At 59.2% G+C, this 24,352-nt stretch carries 21 protein-coding genes; 15 read left to right on the plus strand and 6 right to left on the minus strand.

Annotated elements, in window-relative coordinates; translation table 11 throughout:
• Nucleotides 1–119 precede the first annotated feature (119 nt).
• From BLU48_RS25455 to BLU48_RS25465, 3 genes are read right to left on the minus strand one after another with little or no spacing between them, the layout of a single operon-like run.
• Nucleotides 120–887, minus strand: coding sequence for a TerB family tellurite resistance protein (locus tag BLU48_RS25455; RefSeq protein WP_057022951.1), 768 nt, complete (start codon nt 885–887; stop codon nt 120–122).
• Between the two features lies 1 nt (nt 888).
• A complete protein-coding gene (murU, locus tag BLU48_RS25460) occupies nt 889–1,563 on the minus strand; it encodes an N-acetylmuramate alpha-1-phosphate uridylyltransferase MurU (RefSeq protein ID WP_057022950.1) in 675 nt (224 codons plus the stop codon).
• Nucleotides 1,560–2,585, minus strand: coding sequence for an aminoglycoside phosphotransferase family protein (locus BLU48_RS25465; RefSeq protein WP_057022949.1), 1,026 nt, complete (start codon nt 2,583–2,585; stop codon nt 1,560–1,562). The genes murU and BLU48_RS25465 overlap by 4 nt, the downstream gene beginning before the upstream one ends.
• A 130-nt stretch (nt 2,586–2,715) precedes the next feature.
• On the opposite strand from BLU48_RS25465, the gene BLU48_RS25470 reads away from it, so the two are divergent.
• The 11 genes from BLU48_RS25470 to BLU48_RS25520 all read left to right on the plus strand — a co-directional run bounded on the left by BLU48_RS25470 (nt 2,716) and on the right by BLU48_RS25520 (nt 16,860).
• Nucleotides 2,716–5,517 carry an LPS-assembly protein LptD gene (locus BLU48_RS25470; RefSeq protein WP_057022948.1) on the plus strand — a complete coding sequence of 934 codons (2,802 nt, stop codon included), beginning with the start codon at nt 2,716–2,718 and terminating at the stop codon, nt 5,515–5,517.
• Nucleotides 5,498–6,832 (plus strand): peptidylprolyl isomerase, encoded by a 1,335-nt coding sequence (locus BLU48_RS25475; RefSeq protein WP_138233671.1) that lies wholly within the window; start codon nt 5,498–5,500, stop codon nt 6,830–6,832. The genes BLU48_RS25470 and BLU48_RS25475 overlap by 20 nt, the downstream gene beginning before the upstream one ends.
• The gene (gene pdxA / locus BLU48_RS25480; protein ID WP_057022946.1) at nt 6,829–7,818 is read left to right on the plus strand and encodes a 4-hydroxythreonine-4-phosphate dehydrogenase PdxA; all 990 of its coding nucleotides are present in this window, start codon (nt 6,829–6,831) and stop codon (nt 7,816–7,818) included. Before BLU48_RS25475 ends, pdxA begins: the two co-directional genes overlap by 4 nt.
• Complete coding sequence (gene rsmA / locus BLU48_RS25485; protein WP_043049711.1) at nt 7,815–8,627, plus strand: 16S rRNA (adenine(1518)-N(6)/adenine(1519)-N(6))-dimethyltransferase RsmA; 813 nt, start codon at nt 7,815–7,817, stop codon at nt 8,625–8,627. Before pdxA ends, rsmA begins: the two co-directional genes overlap by 4 nt.
• Nucleotides 8,628–8,838: 211 nt before the next feature.
• Entirely contained in the window at nt 8,839–9,219 is a 381-nt protein-coding gene (gene apaG, locus BLU48_RS25490; protein WP_043049712.1) for a Co2+/Mg2+ efflux protein ApaG, read from the plus strand.
• Nucleotides 9,219–10,070 carry a symmetrical bis(5'-nucleosyl)-tetraphosphatase gene (locus BLU48_RS25495; RefSeq protein ID WP_057022945.1) on the plus strand — a complete coding sequence of 284 codons (852 nt, stop codon included), beginning with the start codon at nt 9,219–9,221 and terminating at the stop codon, nt 10,068–10,070. Before apaG ends, BLU48_RS25495 begins: the two co-directional genes overlap by 1 nt.
• 9 nt (nt 10,071–10,079) lie before the next feature.
• Nucleotides 10,080–10,409 carry a thiosulfate sulfurtransferase GlpE gene (gene glpE, locus BLU48_RS25500; protein ID WP_046069794.1) on the plus strand — a complete coding sequence of 110 codons (330 nt, stop codon included), beginning with the start codon at nt 10,080–10,082 and terminating at the stop codon, nt 10,407–10,409.
• A gap of 285 nt (nt 10,410–10,694) precedes the next feature.
• Entirely contained in the window at nt 10,695–12,617 is a 1,923-nt protein-coding gene (locus BLU48_RS25505) for a PrkA family serine protein kinase (RefSeq protein WP_003194732.1), read from the plus strand.
• 113 nt (nt 12,618–12,730) lie between these two features.
• Nucleotides 12,731–14,002, plus strand: coding sequence for a YeaH/YhbH family protein (locus BLU48_RS25510; protein ID WP_057022944.1), 1,272 nt, complete (start codon nt 12,731–12,733; stop codon nt 14,000–14,002).
• Nucleotides 13,999–15,564 (plus strand): SpoVR family protein, encoded by a 1,566-nt coding sequence (locus BLU48_RS25515; RefSeq protein WP_046069795.1) that lies wholly within the window; start codon nt 13,999–14,001, stop codon nt 15,562–15,564. Before BLU48_RS25510 ends, BLU48_RS25515 begins: the two co-directional genes overlap by 4 nt.
• A 63-nt stretch (nt 15,565–15,627) precedes the next feature.
• Complete coding sequence (locus BLU48_RS25520) at nt 15,628–16,860, plus strand: multifunctional CCA addition/repair protein (protein ID WP_057022943.1); 1,233 nt, start codon at nt 15,628–15,630, stop codon at nt 16,858–16,860.
• Nucleotides 16,861–16,904: 44 nt separating this feature from the next.
• On the opposite strand, the gene folK is transcribed toward BLU48_RS25520, so the two are convergent.
• Both folK and folB read right to left on the minus strand, forming a co-directional pair.
• On the minus strand, nt 16,905–17,453 hold the full coding sequence (gene folK / locus BLU48_RS25525; RefSeq protein WP_057022942.1) for a 2-amino-4-hydroxy-6-hydroxymethyldihydropteridine diphosphokinase: 549 nt from the start codon (nt 17,451–17,453) through the stop codon (nt 16,905–16,907).
• Nucleotides 17,444–17,797, minus strand: coding sequence for a dihydroneopterin aldolase (gene folB, locus BLU48_RS25530; RefSeq protein ID WP_046069798.1), 354 nt, complete (start codon nt 17,795–17,797; stop codon nt 17,444–17,446). Before folB ends, folK begins: the two co-directional genes overlap by 10 nt.
• Nucleotides 17,798–17,871: 74 nt before the next feature.
• Between folB and plsY the strand changes: the two genes are divergently transcribed.
• A complete protein-coding gene (gene plsY, locus BLU48_RS25535; RefSeq protein ID WP_057022941.1) occupies nt 17,872–18,441 on the plus strand; it encodes a glycerol-3-phosphate 1-O-acyltransferase PlsY in 570 nt (189 codons plus the stop codon).
• 20 nt (nt 18,442–18,461) lie between these two features.
• Here plsY and tsaD read toward each other — a convergent pair whose 3' ends face one another.
• Nucleotides 18,462–19,487 carry a tRNA (adenosine(37)-N6)-threonylcarbamoyltransferase complex transferase subunit TsaD gene (gene tsaD, locus BLU48_RS25540; RefSeq protein ID WP_046069800.1) on the minus strand — a complete coding sequence of 342 codons (1,026 nt, stop codon included), beginning with the start codon at nt 19,485–19,487 and terminating at the stop codon, nt 18,462–18,464.
• A 203-nt stretch (nt 19,488–19,690) separates the two neighbouring features.
• Between tsaD and rpsU the strand changes: the two genes are divergently transcribed.
• From rpsU to rpoD, 3 genes are all read left to right on the plus strand, one after another.
• On the plus strand, nt 19,691–19,906 hold the full coding sequence (rpsU, locus tag BLU48_RS25545) for a 30S ribosomal protein S21 (RefSeq protein ID WP_002551877.1): 216 nt from the start codon (nt 19,691–19,693) through the stop codon (nt 19,904–19,906).
• Between the two features lie 443 nt (nt 19,907–20,349).
• Nucleotides 20,350–22,320 (plus strand): DNA primase, encoded by a 1,971-nt coding sequence (gene dnaG, locus BLU48_RS25550; RefSeq protein WP_057013928.1) that lies wholly within the window; start codon nt 20,350–20,352, stop codon nt 22,318–22,320.
• Nucleotides 22,321–22,387: 67 nt separating this feature from the next.
• Entirely contained in the window at nt 22,388–24,238 is a 1,851-nt protein-coding gene (gene rpoD, locus BLU48_RS25555) for an RNA polymerase sigma factor RpoD (protein WP_057022940.1), read from the plus strand.
• Nucleotides 24,239–24,352 lie beyond the last annotated feature (114 nt).

Genomic DNA, 24,352 nt, shown 5'->3' on the forward strand with positions numbered 1-24,352 from the left:
AATGTGGGAGGGGGCTTGCTCCCGATAGCGGTGTATCAGTCAACATATTCATTGGCTGACAGCTCGCAATCGGGGGCAAGCCCCCTCCCACATTAGCTGGGGTTTTCAGGCCAATCGCCTCAGCGAAAATCCCGCCGCTCGCGAATCAACGCATAGGCGTTATGCAGGTCCCGGGTGCGCTCCGTCGCCTCCCGTACCTGCGCGGGGCTGGCACCGCTGCCAGCGATCTTGTCCGGATGGTGACGGCTGAGCAGGCGGCGGTAGGCGCGCTTGATCACTGAAGGTTCGGTAGTTGCCGTCACGCCTAGAATCCGCAACGCCTCCTGATAAGCCCCGCCACGACTCGCCAATGGCTTACGCTCCGGCGCGTAATCGACTGCCAGCGCCTGGAGTTGTTGCGGTGTCCAGCCCAGCCACTTGCCCCACTGGTCGATCAGGTCGCGCTCGGCATCATCCGCCCGGCCGTCCGCCCAGGCCATGCGCCAACAAGCACGCAAGACGCCTTCCGCCGCATGGGGCTGGGCCTTGAGTACACGTAGGTAGCTGCGTACACGGACACTGCCGGATTTACCACGGTTGAATGCCATGATGGCGCGGCGCTGGGCCGGCTCGCTCATGTCCAACGAACGCATTTCCTGACGCGCCTGCTGGATATGCCCATCGACAACCCGTCCATTACTCTTGGCCAGCCGCCCCAACAGCACAAACAACAATTCGTCGTTGCGCAATGCCGGCCGCCCGCCCAGGCGTTCGCGCAACTGCGCCCAACTGTGCAGCTGCAGGCGACGATCCAATGCCTGCCCCAGCAATGCACCCAACAATGCCCCCGGGATACTGGCAATGGCAAAGCCAGCCCCGGCGCCAATCAGCGTCCCTGGCCACAACATCCTACTGCCCCGCTGTCAGCAGAGTTTCGACCTGTGCCAGGCGCTCCAACGTGCCGACATCAATCCAACGTCCTGTCATGTGTTCTCCCGTTACCAGCCCTTTAGCCATGGCCGCCCGCAACAGCGGGGCCAGCTTGAAGGCACCCGCGCTGCAACCCGCGAACAATTGAGGGTCTAGCACTGATATGCCACTGAAGGTCAGGTTATCGGCACCGGGCGCCGCATCATGAAGCACACCATGATCCAGACGGAAATCACCTGCGGAGGGGTGATGCGCCGGGTTGTCGACCATCACCAGATGCGCCAGGCCCTTGAGCGGTTGCTTGAGCCGGGCGAAATCGTAGTCGGTCCAGATATCGCCATTGACCACCAGGAACGGCTCATCCCCCAGTAACGGGAGGGCCTGGAAAATCCCGCCGCCGGTTTCCAGCGGTTCGCCCTCCGGTGAATAGCGGATGCGCAGGCCGAACTGCGCACCATCGCCCAGGTAACTCTCGATCTGTTGACCGAGCCAGGCGTGGTTGATCACGATATCGGTGAAGCCGGCCTTGGTCAGCGCTTCCAGGTGATATTCGATCAGGCGCTTGCCACCGGCCTGCACCAGCGGCTTGGGCGTATGCAGCGTGAGCGGACGCATCCGCTCGCCTTTGCCCGCCGCCAGGATCATGGCCTTCATACGCTCGCCTCGGCGGGTTGGCGAAGGCTGGCAAGCAGCTCGCCCAGTTCGCTCAACTCAGGCCGGTCGGCGAGCACGGCGTCTATATAAGCGAAGAAGCGCGGCACGTCCGCCAGGTAGCGTGGCTTACCGTCGCGGTGGCAAATGCGCGAAAAGATGCCGATAACCTTGAGGTGGCGCTGCACGCCCATCAGGTCGCTGGCACGCAGGAAATCTTCAAAGTCATCCTGTACGGGAATCCCCAGCTGCCCGGCGCGCTGCCAATAGCCACGCTGCCATTCTCTCACGCGGGCCTGGGGCCAGCTGAGGAAGGCATCCTTGAACAGGCAGGTAATGTCGTAGGTTACCGGGCCGTAGACCGCGTCCTGGAAATCCAGAACGCCAGGGCTGGGCGAGCTGATCATCAGGTTGCGCGGCATATAGTCGCGATGCACCAGCACCTTGGGCTGCGCCAGGGCACTGTCGATCAACTGCTCGCTGACACGCTGCCAGAGGGCCTGTTGCTCGGTGTCAAAGTCGACTCCCAAGTGTCGGCGTACGTACCACTCCGGGAACAATTCCAGCTCGCGGCGCAACAAGGCCACGTCGTAGCTGGGCAGTGGTTGGTCCATCGGCAGTTGCTGAAACGCGAGCAGCGCATCGATGGCATCGGCAAATAACTGATCGGCGTTTTCACCGTCAATCACGTCCAGATAGGTTTTTCTGCCCAGGTCATTAAGCAAAAGAAAGCCACGGGGCAAATCTTCTGCGTAAATTTTCGGCACATTTATTCCCGATTTCGCCAGCAGATGCGCGATATCGACGAAAGGTTTGCAGTTTTCCTGGGGAGGTGGCGCGTCCATGACAACGAACGTATGGTCACCGCCCTCCCAGCGGAAGTAACGCCTGAAACTCGCGTCACTGCTGGCCGCGGTCAATGTGGCCGGGGGCACGGCGCCCCAGTCCTGAGCGTTGAATAGGATTGGCAACTGCTCATCCAGCCAGACTTCCAGCTGTTGTAAACGTAGATCTTGCTCGGGCATTACAGAGGTCTCCGACGGCGCTAGCCGTCAAGCGGGGCATGCTTTATTATCACGCATCTTTTTCAGACCATCGAGAGGCGTGCGGCCCAAACCGCGGGCAGATGGCACGCAGGAAGCCCGGACTAATAAGATGGCATTGAAATCCCCCGCGTTTCGTAGAAAATTTCCGTTGCTGGTAACCGGCAGTCTGCTGGCCATGCAACCTTTCGCCACTTCACACGTGGTCGCCGCTGAGCAGTATGACTGCTCGGTCTCCGCTTCGGGTGCCTGGGATTGTGCGCCGAAGACCGCCGCCGCCCCGCTGCCGCCGCGTCCGGTGCATGACGGTTCCGCCGTCAGCTCGGCCAACGGCACGCCGCAAGGCGAAGCCGGCGGCAAGGTCGACGCCGAGCCGAAGACCATGCTGGTCACCGAAGCCAAGGGCCGTGGCCTGCGTTCGCGCAGCGCCGACTACAGCCACCTGGACTGGGTGCCTCGCGAGAAGCTGACCGCAGCACAGCTGGCCGAAACCGGTCCTTACTGCAGTGGTGCCTACATCGAGCCTGTTCGTCCTGGCATGAACGACAAGACGAACAAGAGCGATGCGCCGACCTTCATCGGTGCCAAGGCCTCTCGTTACGAGCAGGAGCAGCAGGTTGCGACCCTGGCCGGTGACGTGGTCATGCGCCAGGGCAGCATGCAGCTGGAGTCGGACGAAGCCAGCCTGTACCAGGCCGAGAACCGCGGCGAGCTGAACGGCAAGGTGCGTCTGCGCGACAACGGCGCACTGATCGTCGGCGACCATGCCGAAGTGCAGCTGGACACCGGCGCCGCCCAGATCGACAACGCCGAATACGTGATGCACAAGTCACGCATCCGCGGTAACGCGCTGTACGCCAAGCGTGCCGAGAACGCGATCATCCGTCTCAAGGACGGTACGTACACCACCTGCGAGCCAGACAGCAACGCCTGGCAGCTCAAGGGCAACAACATCACGTTGAACCCGGCCACCGGTTTCGGTACAGCCACCAACGCGACGTTGCGGGTCAAGAACATCCCGATCCTGTACACCCCTTACATCTACTTCCCGATCGACGACCGTCGTCAATCCGGCTTCCTGCCGCCGAGCTTCAGCACCGGTGGCGAGACGGGCTTCACCCTGGTGACGCCGTACTACTTCAACCTGGCGCCGAACTATGACGCTACGTTGTACCCGCAATACATGACCAAGCGCGGCTTGTTGATGGAAGGCGAATTCCGCTACCTGACCAAGTCCAGTGAAGGGCAGTTTGGTGGGGCGTATCTCAACGACGACAACGACGAGCGAAGCAAGCAGACCGACTCCGAAAAAACCCGTTATATGCTCAATTGGCAGCATCGGGGTGGGCTGGATTCACGCTTGTCGACACTGGTTGATTACACCAAAATCAGCGATCCGTTCTACTTCCAGGACTTGAAGTCCTATCAGGAAGGCGTTCAGAGCCAGGACTTCCTGAATCAGCAAGGTGCTTTGACCTATCGCGGGGACTCCTATCAGGCCCGTCTGAATGTCCAGTCGATGCAATTGGCGACGATTTCCCAGATCACTCCGTATGATCGACTACCGCAAATTACATTTAACGGTACCCTCCCGTTTCAACCAGCTGGGCTGAACTTCTCTTATGAGACCGAAGCAGTAAGGTTCGATCGTGACTTGCGCAGCGGTAGAGTTCGCGACCAAGATGGTGGCCCGTTTAATGCGGATGGCACCATCGGCGAGAGACGCCTGGATGAAAACGTGACAGGTCTGACCCGTGCAAACGGTACCCGTCTCAACGTTGCGCCAGCCGTCTCGTACCCGATGAACTGGAGCTACGGCTTTATCACGCCGAAGTTGAAGTACGTCTATACCAAATATGACCTGGATCTAGATGGTAAAGGCAAGGACCAAATGGCCCTGGCCGGCCAGACGTTTAACAGCTCGCAAGATCGCTCTGTGCCTATCGCCAGCATCGACAGCGGCCTGTATTTCGACCGCACGACCAATTGGTTCGGCAAAGACTACAACCAGACACTCGAACCTCGCGCGTTCTACCTCTATGTGCCGAACAAAGACCAAAGTGACATTCCGGTCTTCGACACCAGCGAAAACTCTTTCAGCTACTCCTCGCTATTCCGCGATAACCGCTTCAGCGGTTCCGATCGCATCGGTGACGAGAACAAGCTGTCCTTCGGCCTTACCAGCCGTTGGATCGAAGAAAATGGCTTCGAACGTCAGCGTGCATCCATCGGTCAAGCGGTGTACTTCAAGGACCGTGAAGTTCAATTGCCAGGCGTTGATGCCAAGACGCGCGATGATGCGCACTCCAATGTTTCTCCAATCGCATTGGAATACGAGTTTCGCTTCAACCGCGACTGGCGCGCAACTGCCGACTACAACTGGGATACCGATAGCCATAGCCCTCGCTCCGGCAGCGCAATGTTCCACTACCAGCCGGAAGACAACCCGAACAAGGTGGTCAACCTCGGCTACCGCTATCGTAACGACCAAGTGGTCTACAACCAGCTGACCGGCAAATGGCAGTTTGGTGGTGACTTCGGCCAGGAAGGTGATCCAAACTTCGTGAAGGATTACTACAAAATCCAGCAACACGACTTCTCGATGATGTGGCCGATCGTTCCGCAGTGGAACCTGATCACCCGCTGGCAGTATGACTATGCCCGCAACCGCACCCTGGAAGCCTTCGGCGGTTTCGAATACGACAACTGCTGCTGGAAACTGCGCGTCATCAACCGCTACTGGGTTTCCAACGACGAATACAGCCAGATCGCCCCGCAGAACGAAAAGGGTGACCACGGGCTCTTCCTCCAGATCGTCCTTAAAGGACTCGGCGGCCTGACCGGCGCCAAGGTAGAGAGCTTCCTCGACAAAGGCATTGAAGGTTATCGTGAACGTGAAGACAAAGCTTTCTGAGTGTTTGCGCCCGCTAGTGCTGGGCGCGCTGTTCCTGGGTACTGTGACGGCACACGCCGCGGTCCAACAGCTGGATAAAGTAGCGGCCATCGTCGACAACGACGTGATCATGCAGAGCCAGTTGGACCAACGGGTCAAGGAAGTACAGCAAACCATCGCCAAGCGTGGCGGTGGCGTGCCACCGACCAGTGTCCTGGAACCCCAGGTGCTGGAGCGTCTGATCGTCGAAAACCTGCAATTGCAGATCGGCGAACGCTCCGGTATCCGAATCTCGGATGAAGAACTGAACCAGGCCGTCGGCACCATCGCTCAACGCAACAACATGAGCATCGATCAGTTCCGCGCCGCCCTGGCTCACGACGGGTTGTCCTATGAGGACGCCCGTGAGCAAATCAAGCGCGAGATGATCATCAGCCGTGTGCGCCAGCGCCGCGTGGCCGAACGAGTCCAGGTGTCCGAACAGGAAGTGAAGAACTTCCTGGCCTCGGACCTTGGCAAGATGCAGCTCTCCGAAGAACTGCACCTGGCCAATATCCTGATCCCGACGCCAGACAGCGCCAGCGCCGAGCAACTCAACGCCGCAGCCGCCAAGACTCAAGCGGTATACGACCGTCTGAAGGCCGGTGCTGACTTTGCCCAGACCGCGATCGCCGTCTCCGGCAGCGATAACGCGCTGGACGGCGGTGACATGGGCTGGCGTAAGGCCGCGCAACTGCCACCTCCGTTCGACCGTGAACTGAGCGCCATGAACGTGGGTGACATCACCCAACCGGCACGTACGCCAGGCGGTTTCATTATCCTCAAGCTGCTGGGCAAGCGCGGCGGCGAGACCTCGCTGAAAGACGAAGTACATGTTCGTCATATCCTGGTTAAACCAAGCGAAATCCGCACCGAGGCACAAACCAAGGAACTGGCGCAGAAGATCTACGACCGCATCGAAAACGGTGAAGACTTCGCCACCCTGGCCAAAAGTTTCTCGGAAGACCCAGGTTCTGCCCTCAACGGCGGCGACTTGAACTGGATCGACCCAAAAGCCCTGGTACCAGAGTTCCAACAGGTCATGGCCGACACCCCGCAAGGCGTGTTGTCCAAACCGTTCAAGACCCAATACGGCTGGCATGTGCTGGAAGTCCTTGGCCGTCGCGCCACGGACAACACCAACCAGGCCCGCGAGCAGCAAGCCCTGACCGTACTGCGTAACCGCAAGTACGACGAAGAGCTGCAAACCTGGCTGCGTCAGATCCGTGACGAAGCTTATGTAGAAAACAAGCTGCCAGGCGCCGAGCAAACAGGCACCGACCAGGCCACCCAGTGAAACCCCAGCGTTTCGCGGTGACACCCGGCGAGCCGGCAGGCATTGGTCCAGACCTTTGCCTGTTGCTTGCCTCGCAACTCCAGCCACACCCCCTGATTGCCATCACCAGCCGCGACCTGCTCCTCGAGCGGGCCGCGCAACTGGGTGTGGCTGTCACCCTGCTGGACGTAGCGCCGGGCAACTGGCCTGACCTGCCGGCGCCTGCAGGCAGCCTGTATGTGTGGGATACCCCGCTGCACGCCAAGGTTGTTGCCGGGCAACTGGACAAGGCCAATGCGGCGTTTGTGCTGGAAACCCTGACCCGTGCGGGCCAAGGCTGTATCGACGGTGACTTCGCCGGCATGATCACCGCTCCGGTACACAAAGGCGTGATTAACGAATCCGGCATCGCCTTCTCCGGCCATACCGAATTCCTCGCCGAGCTGACCCACACCGCTCAAGTAGTCATGATGCTCGCCACCCACGGCCTGCGCGTCGCCTTGGTGACGACTCATCTGCCGCTGCGTGAAATCGCCGACGCCATTACCGCCGAGCGCCTCGAGCGTGTCACGCGCATCCTGCACGCCGACCTGCAACAGAAATTCGGCATTGCCCAACCGCGTATCCTGGTCTGCGGGCTCAACCCCCACGCCGGTGAGGGCGGTCACTTGGGCCATGAAGAAATCGACATCATTGAACCGACATTAGAGCGCCTGCGCCAAGAAGGCATGGACCTGCGCGGTCCACTGCCCGCAGACACTCTGTTTACCCCCAAATATCTGGAGCACTGCGACGCAGTGCTGGCGATGTACCATGACCAGGGGCTGCCCGTGCTGAAATACAAAGGCTTCGGCGCCGCAGTCAACGTGACGCTGGGCCTGCCGATCATCCGCACCTCCGTCGACCATGGCACCGCCCTGGACCTGGCGGGCAGCGGCAAGATCGATACCGGCAGCCTGCACGTGGCCCTGGAAACCGCCTATCAGATGGCCGAGACCCGTATATGACTGAGCATTACCAACACCGGGCGCGCAAGCGCTTCGGGCAGAACTTCCTGCACGACGCTGGCGTGATCGACCGCATCCTGCGCTCCATCCATGCCAAACCCGAGGACCGCCTGCTGGAAATCGGCCCGGGCCAGGGCGCGCTGACCCAGGGCTTACTCGCCAGTGGCGGGCAACTGGACGTGGTAGAGCTGGACAAGGACCTGATCCCGATCCTCAACCAGCAGTTCGCCGGCAAGCCCAACTTCAACCTGCACCAGGGCGACGCACTGAAGTTCGATTTCAACAGCCTCAACGCCGCGCCCAATAGCCTGCGGGTAGTGGGTAACCTGCCATACAACATCTCCACGCCGCTGATTTTCCACCTGCTGAACAACGCCGGGATCATCCGCGACATGCACTTCATGCTGCAAAAAGAAGTGGTGGAACGCCTGGCTGCCGGGCCTGGCGGCGGCGATTGGGGCCGGTTGTCGATCATGGTCCAGTACCATTGTCGTGTGGAGCACCTGTTCAACGTGGGTCCTGGCGCGTTCAACCCGCCGCCCAAGGTCGACTCGGCCATCGTGCGCCTGGTGCCTCACGCCGTGCTGCCACATCCGGCCAAGGACCATAAATTGCTGGAACGGGTGGTACGCGAAGCGTTCAACCAACGTCGCAAGACCCTGCGCAATACCCTCAAGGCCCTGCTGAGCACCGCTGAAATCGAGGCCGCCGGCGTCGATGGCAGCCTGCGCCCCGAGCAGTTGGACCTGGCCGCATTTGTACGCCTGGCCGACCAGCTGGCTATCCAGCCTGCTCCGACGGCGGAATAAGACAAAAGGACAACATGATCCAAATGTGGGAGGGGCTTGCTCCCGATAGCGGAGTATCAGTGGATATATTTTCAACTGACACACCGCTATCGGGAGCAAGCCCCTCCCACATTTTGGATCACGTTATCCCAGACGGCATGTCTGGCCTAGTGCCCACCTGATGGCCTAGACTGAGCCGCATCTGCTGTCCTCCGCTTTTAAGGCCTCTTGCATGTCCGATCCTCGCTACCAGATCGACGTCAGCGTCGTCACCCGCTTCCTGGCGGACCAATCGCAACCTGAACACAACCGTTTCGCCTTTGCCTACACCGTCACAGTGAAAAACAACGGGCTGGTACCGGCCAAGCTGCTGTCACGGCACTGGGTGATCACTGACGGTGATGGCCAGGTCGAGGAAGTGCGCGGCGCCGGCGTGGTGGGCCAGCAACCCTTGATCGACAGCGGTGCCAGCCATACCTATAGCAGTGGCACGGTGATGACCTCCAAAGTCGGCACCATGCAAGGTTCGTATCAAATGAAGGCCACCGATGGCCACTTGTTCGACGCCACCATCAAGCCCTTCCGCCTCGCGGTGCCCGGAGCCCTGCACTGATGGCGACGTACGCGGTCGGTGACCTGCAAGGGTGCCTGGAGCCCCTCAAGTGCCTGCTGGAGCGCGTAGCCTTCGACCCGGCTGAGGATCGCCTGTGGCTGGTGGGGGATTTGGTCAACCGTGGCCCTCAGTCCCTGGAAACCCTGCGCTATCTCTATAACCTGCGTGATTCCCTGGTGTGCGTACTGGGCAACCACGACCTGCACCTGCTGGCCGCCGGCAATAACATCGAGCGTCTGAAAAAGGGCGATACCTTGCGGGAAATCCTTGATGCGCCCGATCGCGTCGAGCTGCTCGACTGGCTGCGTCGCCAAAAAATCATGCATTACGACGAAGGCCGCAACATCGCCCTGGTCCATGCGGGTATCCCGCCCCAATGGACGTTGAAGAAAGCCCTCAAGTGCGCCGCCGAAGTCGAAAGCGCACTGGCTGACGACAACCTGTATACGGCTTACCTCGACGGCATGTACGGCAATGACCCGGTGAAGTGGGACAACGACCTCACCGGCGTGGCCCGCCTGCGTGTGATCACCAACTACTTCACGCGCATGCGTTTCTGCACCGCCGAGGGTAAGCTGGATCTCAAGAGCAAGGAAGGCGCCGACACTGCGCTGCCGGGTTATAAGCCCTGGTTTGCCCACCCGGAACGCAAGACCCGTGACACCCGGATCATCTTCGGTCACTGGGCAGCCCTGGAAGGCAAGTGCGACGAGCCTGGCGTGTTCGCCCTTGACACCGGTTGTGTGTGGGGCGGCGCCATGACCCTGATGAACATCGACACCGGCGAGCGTCATGACTGCCAGTGCCAAGCCCCCCTTCCCATTACCCAGCCGGCCACCGCCAAGCCTTAGGAGCCCGCCATGAGCGAATTCAAACGTATCCCTCCCGAACAAGCCCAGGCCTTGCGCGAGCAAGGTGCAGTGGTGGTTGATATCCGTGACCAGCCGACTTACGCAGCCGCCCACATCAGCGGCGCCCGGCACCTGGATAACGTCAATATCGCCGACTTCATCCGCGCCGCCGACCTTGATGCGCCCCTGATCGTAGCCTGCTACCACGGCAATTCCAGCCAAAGCGCGGCCGCCTACCTGGTCAGCCAGGGCTTCTCCGATGTCTACAGCCTGGACGGCGGCTTTGAGCTGTGGCGTGCGACTTACCCTTCGGAAATTTCCTCAGGCGATTCGCAATAATTTTTTTCACACCCCGCTACCCCGCGTGACGCTTGGGCTTGCGCCGTTTCTGACGAACGGCGCAGCCAAACTAATTGCGCATCACCCCTTTACCTCCCGGATTCCGAACTATCCTTAAGCGCAGGCCATCCGAATCAGGGGAGAGCCGGTACACCGGCGTACGGGTCATCGGTAGCGTTTCAGGGTGTTCTGGGGGGAAAACAGCCATTGGCGTCCGTCAATGACTGCCAGCATCGACTGATTGATCCGGCGTCGGCTCCACGTATCGAGCGAGGTGACGACGTCATGAGTATTTTCAGCCACTTCCAACAACGCTTCGCGTCCACGCAGCAGGAGGAACTCACCCTTCAAGAGTATCTCGAGCTGTGCAAGCAGGACCGCAGCACCTATGCATCTGCGGCCGAGCGCCTGCTACTGGCGATCGGTGAGCCGGAGTTGGTGGAAACCGCCAACAATTCGCGCCTGTCGCGGATATTTTCCAACAAGGTGATCCGCCGCTACCCGGCCTTTGAAGACTTCCATGGCATGGAAGAATGCATCGACCAGATCGTGTCCTACTTCCGCCATGCCGCCCAAGGCCTGGAAGAGAAGAAGCAGATTCTCTACCTGCTCGGCCCCGTCGGTGGCGGTAAGTCGTCCTTGGCCGAAAAACTCAAGCAGTTGATCGAGAAGGTGCCTTTCTACGCGATCAAGGGCTCTCCGGTCTTCGAGTCGCCCCTGGGCCTGTTCAACGCCACAGAAGATGGCGCGATCCTTGAAGAAGACTTCGGTATCCCTCGACGCTATCTCAATACCATCATGTCGCCGTGGGCTACCAAGCGCCTGGCCGAGTTTGGTGGCGATATCAGCCAGTTCCGCGTAGTAAAACTCTACCCGTCGATCCTCAACCAGATCGGCGTGGCCAAGACCGAACCGGGCGACGAGAACAACCAGGATATTTCGGCGCTGGTGGGCAAGGTCGATATCCGCAAACTTGAAGAATTCCCGCAGAACGACGCCGATGCCTACAGCTACTCAGGCGCGCTGTGCAGGGCCAACCAAGGCCTGATGGAGTTTGTGGAAATGTTCAAGGCACCGATCAAGGTGCTCCACCCACTGCTCACCGCGACCCAGGAAGGCAACTACAACAGTACCGAAGGCCTGGGGGCAATTCCCTTCACCGGGATCCTGCTGGCCCACTCCAACGAATCGGAATGGCACACTTTCCGCAACAACAAGAACAACGAAGCCTTCATCGACCGGATCTACATCGTCAAGGTGCCGTATTGCCTGCGGGTCAGCGATGAGATCAAGATCTACGACAAGCTGCTGTTCAACAGCTCCCTGGCCAAGGCCCACTGCGCGCCCGACACCCTGAAGATGCTCGCCCAGTTCACCGTGCTGTCGCGCCTCAAGGAGCCGGAGAACTCGAATATCTATTCGAAAATGCGCGTATACGACGGCGAAAACCTCAAGGACACCGATCCCAAGGCCAAGTCGATCCAGGAATACCGCGACACAGCAGGCGTGGACGAGGGTATGAACGGCCTGTCGACTCGCTTTGCGTTCAAGATCCTGTCCAAGGTCTTCAACTTCGACCCGCATGAGATTGCCGCCAACCCGGTGCACCTGCTCTATGTACTGGAACAGCAGATTGAACAGGAACAGTTCCAGGCCGAAACCCGCGAGCGCTACCTTCGATTCCTCAAGGAATACCTGGCACCGCGCTACATCGAGTTTATCGGCAAGGAAATCCAGACCGCATACCTGGAGTCCTACAGCGAGTACGGCCAGAACATCTTCGACCGCTACGTGCTGTATGCCGATTTCTGGATTCAGGACCAGGAGTACCGCGATCCGGAAACCGGCGAAATCCTCAACCGCGTGGCCCTGAACGAGGAGCTGGAAAAAATCGAGAAACCCGCCGGCATCAGCAATCCGAAGGATTTCCGCAACGAAATCGTCAACTTCGTACTGCGCGCCCGGGCCAACAACAACGGCAAGAACCCTACTTGGCTCAGCTACGAGAAGCTGCGGGTGGTCATCGAGAAGAAAATGTTCTCCAACACCGAGGACCTACTGCCGGTCATCAGCTTCAATGCCAAGGCCAGCAAGGAGGATCAGCAAAAACACAACGACTTCGTTACGCGAATGGTCGAGCGAGGCTACACCGACAAACAGGTACGGCTGCTCTCCGAGTGGTACCTGCGGGTGCGCAAATCGCAGTAAGGCAGCGACAAGTGTGCACTGCCAGGCCATTGGCCTGGCAGCCGACCGCTTGTCCCGAAGCTTCCAGCTAGCAGCTTGAAGCTTGTAACGTGAAGCTGCCCGGAGGGCTCCCTATGAGCTATGTGATCGACCGACGCCTCAATGGCAAGAACAAGAGCACGGTAAACCGCCAGCGTTTCCTGCGGCGTTACCGTGACCACATCAAAAAGGCCGTCGAAGAAGCCGTCAGCCGCCGCTCCATCACTGACATGGAGCATGGCGAACAAATCAGTATCCCGGGGCGGGACATTGACGAGCCGGTGCTTCACCACGGCCGCGGCGGCAAACAGACCGTCGTGCACCCCGGCAACAAGGAATTCACCACCGGCGAACACATCCAGCGCCCACAAGGTGGCGGTGGCGGTAAAGGCCCGGGCAAGGCCGGCAACTCCGGGGAAGGCATGGATGAATTCGTATTCCAGATCACCCAGGAAGAATTCCTCGAATTCATGTTCGAGGATCTGGAATTGCCAAACCTGGTCAAGCGCAACCTGACCGGGACCGACACCTTCAAGACCGTGCGCGCCGGGATCAGCAACGAGGGTAATCCATCGCGCATCAACATCATCCGCACCTTGCGTTCAGCCCATGCACGGCGCATCGCCCTGTCTGGCAGCAGCCGCGCCAAACTAAAGCAGGCCAAGGAGGAGTTGGCGCGCTTGAAGCGTGAAGAACCGGATAACTTCGGCGATATCCAGGAAATCGAGGCAGAAATAGAGAAACTCAGCGCGCGCATCCGCCGCGTACCATTCCTCGATACCTTTGATTTGAAATACAACCTGCTGGTCAAACAGCCCAACCCCAGCTCCAAGGCCGTGATGTTCTGCCTGATGGACGTGTCCGGCTCCATGACCCAGGCGACCAAGGATATTGCCAAGCGTTTCTTTATCTTGCTGTACCTGTTCCTGAAACGGAACTACGACAAGATCGACGTCGTGTTCATTCGCCATCACACCAGCGCCCGGGAAGTGGATGAAGAGGAGTTCTTCTACTCGCGGGAGACCGGCGGCACCATCGTTTCCAGTGCATTGAAGCTGATGCAGGAGATCATGGCCGAGCGCTACCCTGCCAACGACTGGAACATTTACGCCGCCCAAGCTTCCGACGGCGACAACTGGAACGACGACTCGCCGATCTGCCGTGACATCCTGATCAACCAGATCATGCCGTTTGTGCAGTACTACACCTACGTCGAAATCACCCCCCGTGAGCACCAGGCCCTGTGGTTCGAGTACGAGCGCATCGGCGAAGCCTTTGCCGATACGTTCGCCCAGCAGCAACTGGTCTCGGCCGGCGATATATACCCGGTCTTCCGTGAACTCTTCCAGCGCAGGTTAGTGACATGACCGCCAAAAAAGAGAACAAGCGTCAACCCATTTCCACCGGTTCCGAGTGGACCTTTGAATTGATCCAGGCCTATGACCGGGAAATCAGCCGTATTGCGGCGGGTTATGCCCTGGATACTTACCCCAACCAGATTGAGGTCATCACCGCCGAGCAAATGATGGATGCCTATGCCTCCGTGGGCATGCCGTTGGGTTACCACCATTGGTCCTATGGCAAACACTTCCTCAGTACCGAGAAGTCGTACACGCGAGGACAGATGGGCCTGGCTTACGAGATCGTGATCAATTCCGACCCTTGCATCGCCTACCTGATGGAAGAAAACACCATCTGCATGCAGGCGTTGGTGGTGGCTCATGCCTGCTATGGGCACAACAGTTTTTTCAAGGGCAATTACCTGTTTCGCACCTGGACCGACGCCAGCTCGATCATCGATTACCTGGTGTTTGCCAAGCAGTACATCATGCAGTGTGAGGAACGCCACGGTATCGATGCGGTGGAAGACCTTCTGGACTCCTGTCATGCCCTGATGAACTACGGGGTCGACCGCTACAAACGCCCCTACCCGATTTCCGCCGAAGAGGAACGCCTGCGCCAAAAGGAGCGTGAGGAGCACCTGCAGAAACAGATCAACGACCTATGGCGCACAATCCCCAAACGTGCCGGCAAAAACAACGACAAGGACAATGCGCGCTTCCCCGTCGAACCTCAGGAAAACATCCTCTATTTCCTGGAAAAACATGCTCCGCTGCTGGAGCCTTGGCAGCGGGAAATCGTGCGCATCGTACGCAAGATCGCTCAGTACTTTTATCCACAGCGCCAGACCCAGGTGATGAATGAAGGCTGGGCGACTTTCTGGCATTACACGCTGATGAACGATCTGTACGACGAAGGCTTGGTCACTGACGGCTTCATGATGGAGTTCCTTACCTCCCACACCAGCGTGGTGTTCCAGCCCGGCTTCGACAGCCCGTATTACAACGGCATCAACCCCTATGCCCTGGGCTTTGCCATGTACCGCGACATCCGCCGCATGTGCGAACACCCCACGGAAGAAGATCGCCGCTGGTTCCCGGAAATCGCAGGCAGCGACTGGTTGTCGACCATCAAGTTCGCCATGAGCAGCTTCAAGGATGAGAGTTTTATCCTGCAATACCTGTCACCTCAGGTGATTCGCGACCTCAAGCTGTTCAGCATCCTCGATGACGACCTCAAGGACGATCTGGTGGTCCCGGCCATCCACGACGAACCGGGGTACCGCATCATCCGCGAAACCCTGGCCGCCCAGTACAACCTGGGCAATCGCGAACCTAACGTGCAGATCTATAGCATCGATGTGCGCGGCGACCGTTCGCTGACCCTGCGTCACCAGCAGCATGATCGCAAGCCTTTGGGCGAATCCACCGAGGAAGTGCTCAAGCACCTGCATCGACTGTGGGGCTTTGACATCCACCTGGAAACGCTACAGGGCGATCAGGTCATGAAAACCCATCATGTGCCGCCACGCAGCGATCACAACGACAATGACTACGGCCGCCTGGACATGGCCGTCGTTCATCTCTGAAGCAGCAAAGCCTCCATTGGCCAGGCGCAGGCGTTATCCTGTGGCGCTAATGGAGGCTTTTTCATGAAAATCTACAAAGTCGGCGGCGCCGTGCGTGATCGCCTTCTGGGCATCAAGGTCACCGATATCGACCGCGTCGTCGTCGGCACAACCACCGAGGAAATGCTCGCCAAAGGCTATAAGCCGGTGGGCGCCGATTTCCCCGTATTTCTCGATCCGAAAAATGGTGATGAATACGCCCTTGCCCGCACCGAACGCAAGAGCGGCAGGGGTTACGGTGGCTTTGTGTTTCACGCAAGCCCCGAGGTCACCCTGGAAGAGGACTTGATCCGTCGTGACCTGACCATCAACGCCATGGCGGAAGATGACGATGGCAACCTGACCGATCCTTATCACGGCCAACGCGATCTTGAAGCGCGTATATTACGTCACGTTTCCCCCGCGTTCGCCGAGGATCCGCTCCGCGTGCTGCGCGTTGCCCGCTTTGCCGCGCGTTATGCACACCTTGGCTTCAAGGTCGCACCCGAGACACTCGAGCTGATGCGTCAACTCAGTGATTCCGGCGAACTCGAGGCCCTTACCCCCGAACGCAGCTGGAAAGAAATCTCACGGGCGCTGATGGAAGATCAGCCCCAGGTATTTATCCAGGTACTGCGCGACTGCGACGCACTGAAAACCCTGATGCCGGAGGTAAACGCGCTGTTCGGTGTGCCCCAACCCGAGGCTCATCATCCGGAAATCGATACCGGCGTTCACACTTTGAGCGTGCTGGAACAAGCCGCTTTGCACAAACAACCGCTGACAGTGCGCTGGGCCTGCCTGCTGCACGATTTGGGCAAAGGCCTGACGCCTGTGGATAAGTTGCCGCAGCATATTGCCCACGAACACCGCGGCTTAAAGCTGATCAAGGCGGTAAACGAGCGCTTCAAGGTGCCCAGGGATTGCCAGGAATTGGCCTTGCTGGTGGGCGAATTTCATACCCACGGCCATCGCGCACTGGAACTCAAAGCCTCGACATTACTGGAATTACTGCAGAGTTTTGACCTGTACCGGCGGCCGCAGCGCTTCGAAGAGTTTGTAGTGGCCTGCGAAATGGATGCCCGGGGCCGCAAAGGCTTTGAACAACGCAGTTATCCACAGGCAGATTATTTGCGCGGCGCGGCAAAGGCTGCACGCGAAGTACCGGTTGCACCATTGCTGGAAAAAGGTTTCAAAGGCCCAGAGCTGGGAGCGGCACTCAAGCGCGAACGGCTGAACGCGCTGAAAGCCTACAAGGAACAACACAAGCCTGTGTAGGAGCGAGCTTGCTCGCGAAAAACGTCAACGATAAGGCAGCGCCCTCAGGTTTTTCGCGAGCAAGCTCGGCTCTTACAAGAGAGCTCTTGCGGCGTCAGTTGTCGGCCTTGCCACTCAAAGCCGACAGGCGCCAGCACCTGGTCGATCTGCGCATCGCGCCACAGCTCGGCCATTGTCTTGCCTGCCTCAGGGTGCATACGATCCGGCGCCATCATCGACAGCGGCCACAATACAAAAGCGTTTTTCAGGATTTCTGCCCGTGGCAGGATCAATCCATCGAAATTACCTACCAAATCGCCATACAGCAACACATCGATATCCAGCGGCAGGCCCTTACGGTTAGGCGCATAACGGCCATTATCGGCCTCGATGAATTTCAATCGGCGATCCAACTCCAACAACGGCAGGTCGGTATAAGCCGACACCACCAGGTTGAAAAATGGCCCGCTCTTGATCCCCACCGGCTGGCTTTCGAACACCGCTGAACAGCGCATATCCGTCAAGAACCCCGCCAGCGCATCCAGGCCGGCGCATAGACGGCTTTCGCGCTCAACATTGCTGCCAAGCCCAAGGTAAATCTGAGTCAACGACATCCGCGCTCGATCTCCACGCCCACGCCCTTGGCAGCCGGCACGGCGCCTGGCTTGGTCAATTTGAGGTGCAGCCAGGGAATCTGGAATTCGCTCATCAGCACCTCGGCCAAGCGCTCGGCGAAGGTTTCCACCAACTGATACTGGGACTGCTCGGCAAAAGCCTGGATACGCGCGGACACGCTGGCGTAATCCAGCGCCAGCGCCAGGTCATCACCTGCAGCGGCCGGGCGATTATCCCAGGCGAAGCTCAGGTCCAGGCGCAAGCACTGCCGGATCCCGCGCTCCCAGTCGTAGGCCCCGATCACGGTGTCGACTTCCAGGCCTTCGATAAACACTCTGTCCAAGTACTCTTCTCCGCAGCACGACAAGGGCGCGATGCCCCGTTAGAATCAGGGCATCCTCGCCCGGAATAGTTAGCATGTTTTGGTCACTGGCGATTCTCGCCTACCTGCTCGGCTCGCTGTCCTTCGCCATTTTGCTCAGCCGCCTGACGGGAAACCCCGACCCGCGAATGAGTGGCTCAGGCAATGCCGGCGCCACCAATATGTTGCGCCTGGCCGGCAAGAAACTTGCCGTCCTGACGTTGCTGGGCGACGTGTGCAAGGGCTTGCTGCCCGTGCTGATCGCCAGCCTCCTCGGCCTTACCTTGCAACAGCAAGCCTGGGTGGGCGTGTGCGCCGTCCTGGGCCACCTGTTCCCGCTGTACTTCCGTTTTCGCGGCGGTAAAGGCGTTGCCACAGCGGCCGGTATGCTGCTGGGCATCTACCCACCGGCCGCGTTACTGGCCATGCTCGCCTGGCTGCTGACGTTCTACCTGACCCGAACCAGCTCGCTGGCCGCGCTGATCGCCACCCCGCTGACCCTGCCGCTGTTGGCCTGGCAGGAACCGCAGGCCTTGCTGCCGATGAGCATGCTGACCCTGCTGATCGTCTGGCGTCACCGCGGCAATCTACGCGACCTGTTTGCAGGGCGCGAACGGCATTTTTAAATCCGCCCTTGCGTCGGCTCTTACAACGGCGGCAACTGTTCCATTGGCCAACGTGCCTGCACGCTGATCGCCAGGCTTTCGTGCTGTCCGGCCTGCAAGCGCTGGCAACCGGCATAGGCGATCATCGCGCCGTTATCAGTGCAGAACTCAGGGCGTGCGTAGAACACATGACCATTCATGTCGCCGAGCATTTTCTCCAAGGACACGCGCAGTGCCTTGTTGGCACTGACGCCGCCAGCAATCACCAGCCGCTTCATACCCGCCTGCTTCAGGGCGCGCTTGCACTTGATGGTCAAAGTCTCCACCACGGCCTGCTGGAACGCCAGAGCGATGTCGCAACGGGCTTGTTGACCGTCGTCCCCGGCACTGACGCTCTGCTGCCAGGTGTTCAAGGCGGAGGTTTTCAAACCGCTGAAACTGAACATCAGGCCAGGGCGATCACACATCGGACGCGGGAAGGTGTAGCGCCCGGCCACGCCTTTCTCGGCAAGACGGGCGATTTCCGGGCCACCTGGATAATTGAGCCCCATCATCTTCGCAGTTTTATCGAAAGCTTCGCCGGCGGCGTCGTCCAGGGACTCGCCCAGCAAGGTGTATTGGCCGATACCATCGACCTGAACCAGCTGCGTATGGCCGCCCGAAACCAACAAAGCGACGAACGGGAACTGCGGTGGTGTTTCTTCCAGCATGGGCGCCAGTAAATGGCCTTCCATATGGTGCACGCCAAGAGCCGGAATGCCCCAGGCAAAAGCCAGCGCCTGGGCGCAAGAGGCCCCAACCAGCAGGGCTCCGACCAATCCAGGGCCCGCAGTGTAGGCGATGGCATCGATCTCGGTCGCCACACAATCGGCCTCGTCCAGCACCTGGCGAATCAACGGCAGCATGCGCTTGACGTGATCACGGCTGGCAAGCTCCGGCACCACGCCACCATAGGCGCGGTGCAGGTCGATCTGACTGAACAGCGCGTCGGCCAAAAGCCCGCGTTCACTGTCGTATAGGGCGACGCCGGTTTCGTCGCAGGAGGTTTCAAGTCCCAGTACTAGCATGGGTTTGCGCCTTGTAGAGGCTGAATTCGAAGGCGCGCATGATAGTCCCCGCTCCCCCTCCCGACTAGCGGTTTTCGATCAGAGGCTTTGCATTCCGGGCAATGAGGGGTTAACATCCGCAACCCTTAAAAACCGACGACCTCAGCCGCGAATTTTTTGCGACGAGAACGTTGATTCCCGGTAATGAAAGAAGGTAGCTCTGGATGCCAGCCGTCAAAGTAAAAGAGAACGAACCCTTCGACGTAGCTCTGCGTCGTTTCAAGCGCTCCTGCGAAAAAGCCGGTGTTCTGGCTGAAGTTCGTAGCCGCGAATTTTATGAGAAGCCAACTTCTGAGCGTAAGCGTAAAGCAGCAGCCGCTGTTAAGCGTCACGCCAAGAAAGTTCAGCGCGAACAGCGCCGCGCCGTTCGTCTGTACTAATACACAGACGTTCGTAGCAAGCTTCTGCCAAGCCCGGCCCTCAGCCGGGCTGTTGGCATTTGCGGATATCGCTTGATGCTTCACCGTCGACGCCGCACATGCGACCGAGACACTGCTTCAAACGTCAGGGCTGGCTCTTTTGCCAGCGGTGCACGTCTCTTCTGACGAGCCTAACAAGGCTACTGACGAGCACACCTATTCTTCAAGCAGGCGATCAACTGTGTCGGCTGTGCCCATCGATGCGTTTCCGTGGCCCTCATTGGCCAAGACCGGACGCCCGGGCAACATTTCCATGCCGAAGACTGATCAGAAACTACCGTCAGTGAATGCTCGGCAGATACACTTTCCTGACAACCCAAGCAGACGATGATGATCGAGCACTCGATACGTGCGCTTGAACACTTCACGGGCCCTCATTTACACGCAGTGATGACGAGAACGCCATGGCCGGGCTGATTCCCCAGAGCTTTATTGACGACCTTCTGAACCGCACCGACATCGTCGATGTTGTCAGCTCACGCGTACAACTGAAAAAAGCCGGCAAGAACTACACCGCCTGCTGCCCGTTCCATAAAGAAAAAACCCCATCGTTCAGCGTCAGCCCCGACAAGCAGTTCTATTACTGCTTCGGTTGCGGTGCCGGCGGCAACGCCCTCGGCTTCCTGATGGACCACGACAACCTGGACTTCCCCCAGGCCGTCGAGGACCTGGCCAAAGCCGCCGGCATGGAAATCCCCCGCGAAGAAAGTGGCCGCCCGCACAAACCCAGGCAGCCCACCGACTCGCCCCTGTATCCGCTGTTGACGGCCGCTGCCGATTTTTATCGCCAGGCCCTCAAGAGCCACCCGCAGCGCAAGGCCGCCGTCGATTACCTCAAGGGACGCGGCCTCACTGGTGAAATCGCCCGCGACTTCGGCCTCGGGTTCGCCCCACCAGGGTGGGACAATCTGTACAAGCACCTGAGCAGCGATACCCTCCAGCAAAAAGCCATGATCGATGCCGGCCTGTTGGTGGAGAACGCCGAGACCGGCAAGCGCTACGATCGTTTTCGCGACCGGGTGATGTTTCCGATCCGCGACAGCCGTGGCCGTATCATCGCCTTTGGTGGCCGCGTTCTCGGTGACGACAAGCCCAAGTATCTGAACTCCCCGGAGACTCCGGTGTTCCACAAGGGCCAGGAACTCTACGGCCTGTTCGAAGCGCGCAAGAACAACCGCAACCTCGACGAGATCATCGTGGTTGAAGGCTACATGGACGTGATCGCCCTGGCCCAGCAAGGCCTGCGCAACGCGGTGGCAACCCTCGGCACCGCCACTAGCGAAGAGCACTTGAAGCGCCTGTTTCGCGTGGTACCCAGCGTGCTGTTCTGCTTCGACGGTGACCAGGCCGGCCGCAACGCCGCCTGGCGCGCGCTTGAGGCCACGCTGTCGAGCCTGCAGGACGGGCGGCGCGCACGTTTCCTGTTCCTGCCCGAAGGCGAGGACCCGGACACACTGGTGCGCTCGGAAGGCACCGACGCGTTTCGTGCGCGCATCAATCAACATGCGCAGCCACTGGCGGATTATTTTTTCCAGCAACTGACCGAAGAAGCCGACCCGCGCTCCCTCGAGGGCAAGGCCCATATGGCCACCCTCGCCGCACCGCTGATCGACAAGGTCCCGGGCGCCAACTTGCGCACCCTGATGCGCCAGCGCCTGCTGGAGATCACCGGTTTGAGCGGCGAAGCCGTAAGTCAGCTGGTGCACAGCGCACCACAGGATGCACCGCCGGCCTACGACCCTGGCATGGATTACGACGCCATGCCGGACTATGCCGACTTCCATCAACCCCAGGAGGCCTTTGCGCCCCAGCAGGAGTGGACGCCAAAGAAACCCGGCGCCGGCGGCAAGAAATGGGACAAGAAACCCTGGAGCAAGAACGGCAAGCGCGGCGATCGCGATGAAGCCTACGCTCCACGCACGCCGGTGGCGGTAGAAGCCCCGACACTTATTGCGCTGCGTACATTGATTCACCACCCGCAATTGGCCGGCAAGGTTGAGAGTGCCGACCATTTTGCCAACGAGAGCAACACCTATGCCCAGGTGCTGATTGCCCTGATCGAGGCGGTGCAAAAAAATCCTAAGCTAAACTCAATTCAGCTGATGGCTCGCTGGCATGGCACGGAACAGGGCCGTTTATTGAAAGCCCTGGCGGAAAAGGAGTGGCTAATTGACGGAGATAACCTTGAACAACAGTTTTTAGACACCATTAATAGGTTATCCGCGGGTCAGCATACGCAGACCCTCGATGAGCTCATCAAGAGAGCCAGGCAGCCGGGATTGTCGGCTGAAGAGCAAATTCAGATAGCAAAACAGATGCGCGACCTCTTAAAACAGAATGTTTCCGCATCAAACCCGACCTCAGCTGGCGTGTGAGGTCATAGCTCGGGTATAATCCTCGGCTTGTTTTTTGCCCGCCAAGACCTTCAGTGGATAGGGTGTTATGTCCGGAAAAGCGCAACAGCAGTCTCGTATCAAAGAGTTGATCACACTAGGTCGTGAGCAGGGTTACCTGACTTACGCGGAGGTCAACGACCACCTGCCTGAGGATATTTCAGATCCAGAGCAGGTGGAAGACATCATCCGCATGATTAACGACATGGGGATCAACGTATTCGAAGTCGCGCCAGATAAGGACTCCCTTATGCTGGCCGACGCTGATACCGACGAGGCCGCCGCTGAGGAAGCTGCTGCCGCGCTGGCTGCAGTAGAGACCGATATCGGCCGCACGACGGACCCTGTACGCATGTATATGCGTGAAATGGGTACCGTCGAGCTGCTGACACGCGAAGGCGAAATCGAAATCGCCAAGCGTATCGAAGAGGGCATCCGTGAAGTGATGGGCGCAATCGCGCACTTCCCTGGCACGGTTGACCACATTCTCTCTGAGTACACCCGCGTCACCACCGAAGGTGGCCGCCTGTCCGACGTCCTGAGCGGTTATATCGACCCGGACGACGGCATTGCGCCGCCTGCCGCCGAAGTACCGCCGCCGGTCGACCCGAAAGCGCCGAAAGCGGACGACGACACCGACGACGACGAGGCTGAAGCCAGCAGCGACGAAGAAGATGAAGTCGAAAGCGGTCCGGACCCTGTTGTCGCGGCCCAGCGTTTCGGTGCGGTTTCCGATCAAATGGAAATCACCCGCAAGGCTTTGAAGAAGCACGGTCGCGGCAACAAGCAGGCAATTGCCGAGCTGGTCGCCCTGGCTGAGCTGTTCATGCCGATCAAGCTGGTACCCAAGCAGTTCGAAGGCCTGGTTGAGCGTGTTCGCAGTGCCCTTGAGCGTTTGCGTGCCCAAGAGCGTGCAATCATGCAGCTCTGTGTGCGTGATGCGCGTATGCCGCGTACCGACTTCCTGCGCCAGTTCCCGGGCAACGAAGTTGACGAAAGCTGGACCGACGCACTGGCCAAGGGCAAGGCGAAATACGCCGAAGCCATCGGTCGCCTGCAGCCGGACATCATTCGTTGCCAGCAGAAGCTGATCGCGTTGCAGACCGAAACCGGTCTGACGATTGCCGAGATCAAGGACATCAACCGTCGCATGTCGATCGGTGAGGCCAAGGCCCGCCGCGCGAAGAAAGAGATGGTTGAAGCGAACTTGCGCCTGGTGATCTCCATCGCCAAGAAGTACACCAACCGTGGTCTTCAGTTCCTCGACCTGATCCAGGAAGGCAACATCGGCCTGATGAAGGCGGTGGACAAGTTCGAATACCGTCGCGGCTACAAGTTCTCGACTTATGCCACCTGGTGGATCCGTCAGGCGATCACTCGCTCGATCGCCGACCTGGCCCGCACCATCCGTATTCCGGTGCACATGATCGAGACCATCAACAAGCTCAACCGTATTTCCCGGCAGATGTTGCAGGAAATGGGCCGTGAACCGACCCCGGAAGAGCTGGGCGAACGCATGGAAATGCCTGAGGATAAAATCCGCAAGGTATTGAAGATCGCTAAAGAGCCGATCTCCATGGAAACGCCGATTGGTGATGACGAAGACTCCCATCTGGGTGACTTCATCGAGGACTCGACCATGCAGTCGCCAATCGATGTTGCCACCGTTGAGAGCCTGAAAGAAGCGACCCGCGACGTGCTGTCCGGCCTCACTGCCCGTGAAGCCAAGGTACTGCGCATGCGTTTCGGCATCGACATGAATACCGACCACACCCTTGAGGAAGTCGGTAAGCAGTTTGACGTGACCCGCGAGCGGATTCGTCAGATCGAAGCCAAGGCGCTGCGCAAGTTGCGCCACCCGACGCGAAGCGAGCATCTGCGCTCCTTCCTCGACGAGTGATACCAGAACCCCCGGCCCAGGCCGGGGGTTTTGTTTTGAATAGATAAAATTCGTCGCAACCTCCCTCCCCTGAAATGCCCGTCTACACTCGATTCATTCCCCGTGCCATAACGA

The organism is Pseudomonas synxantha, assembly GCF_900105675.1.
GTDB classification, from domain to species: Bacteria; Pseudomonadota; Gammaproteobacteria; order Pseudomonadales; family Pseudomonadaceae; genus Aquipseudomonas; species Aquipseudomonas synxantha.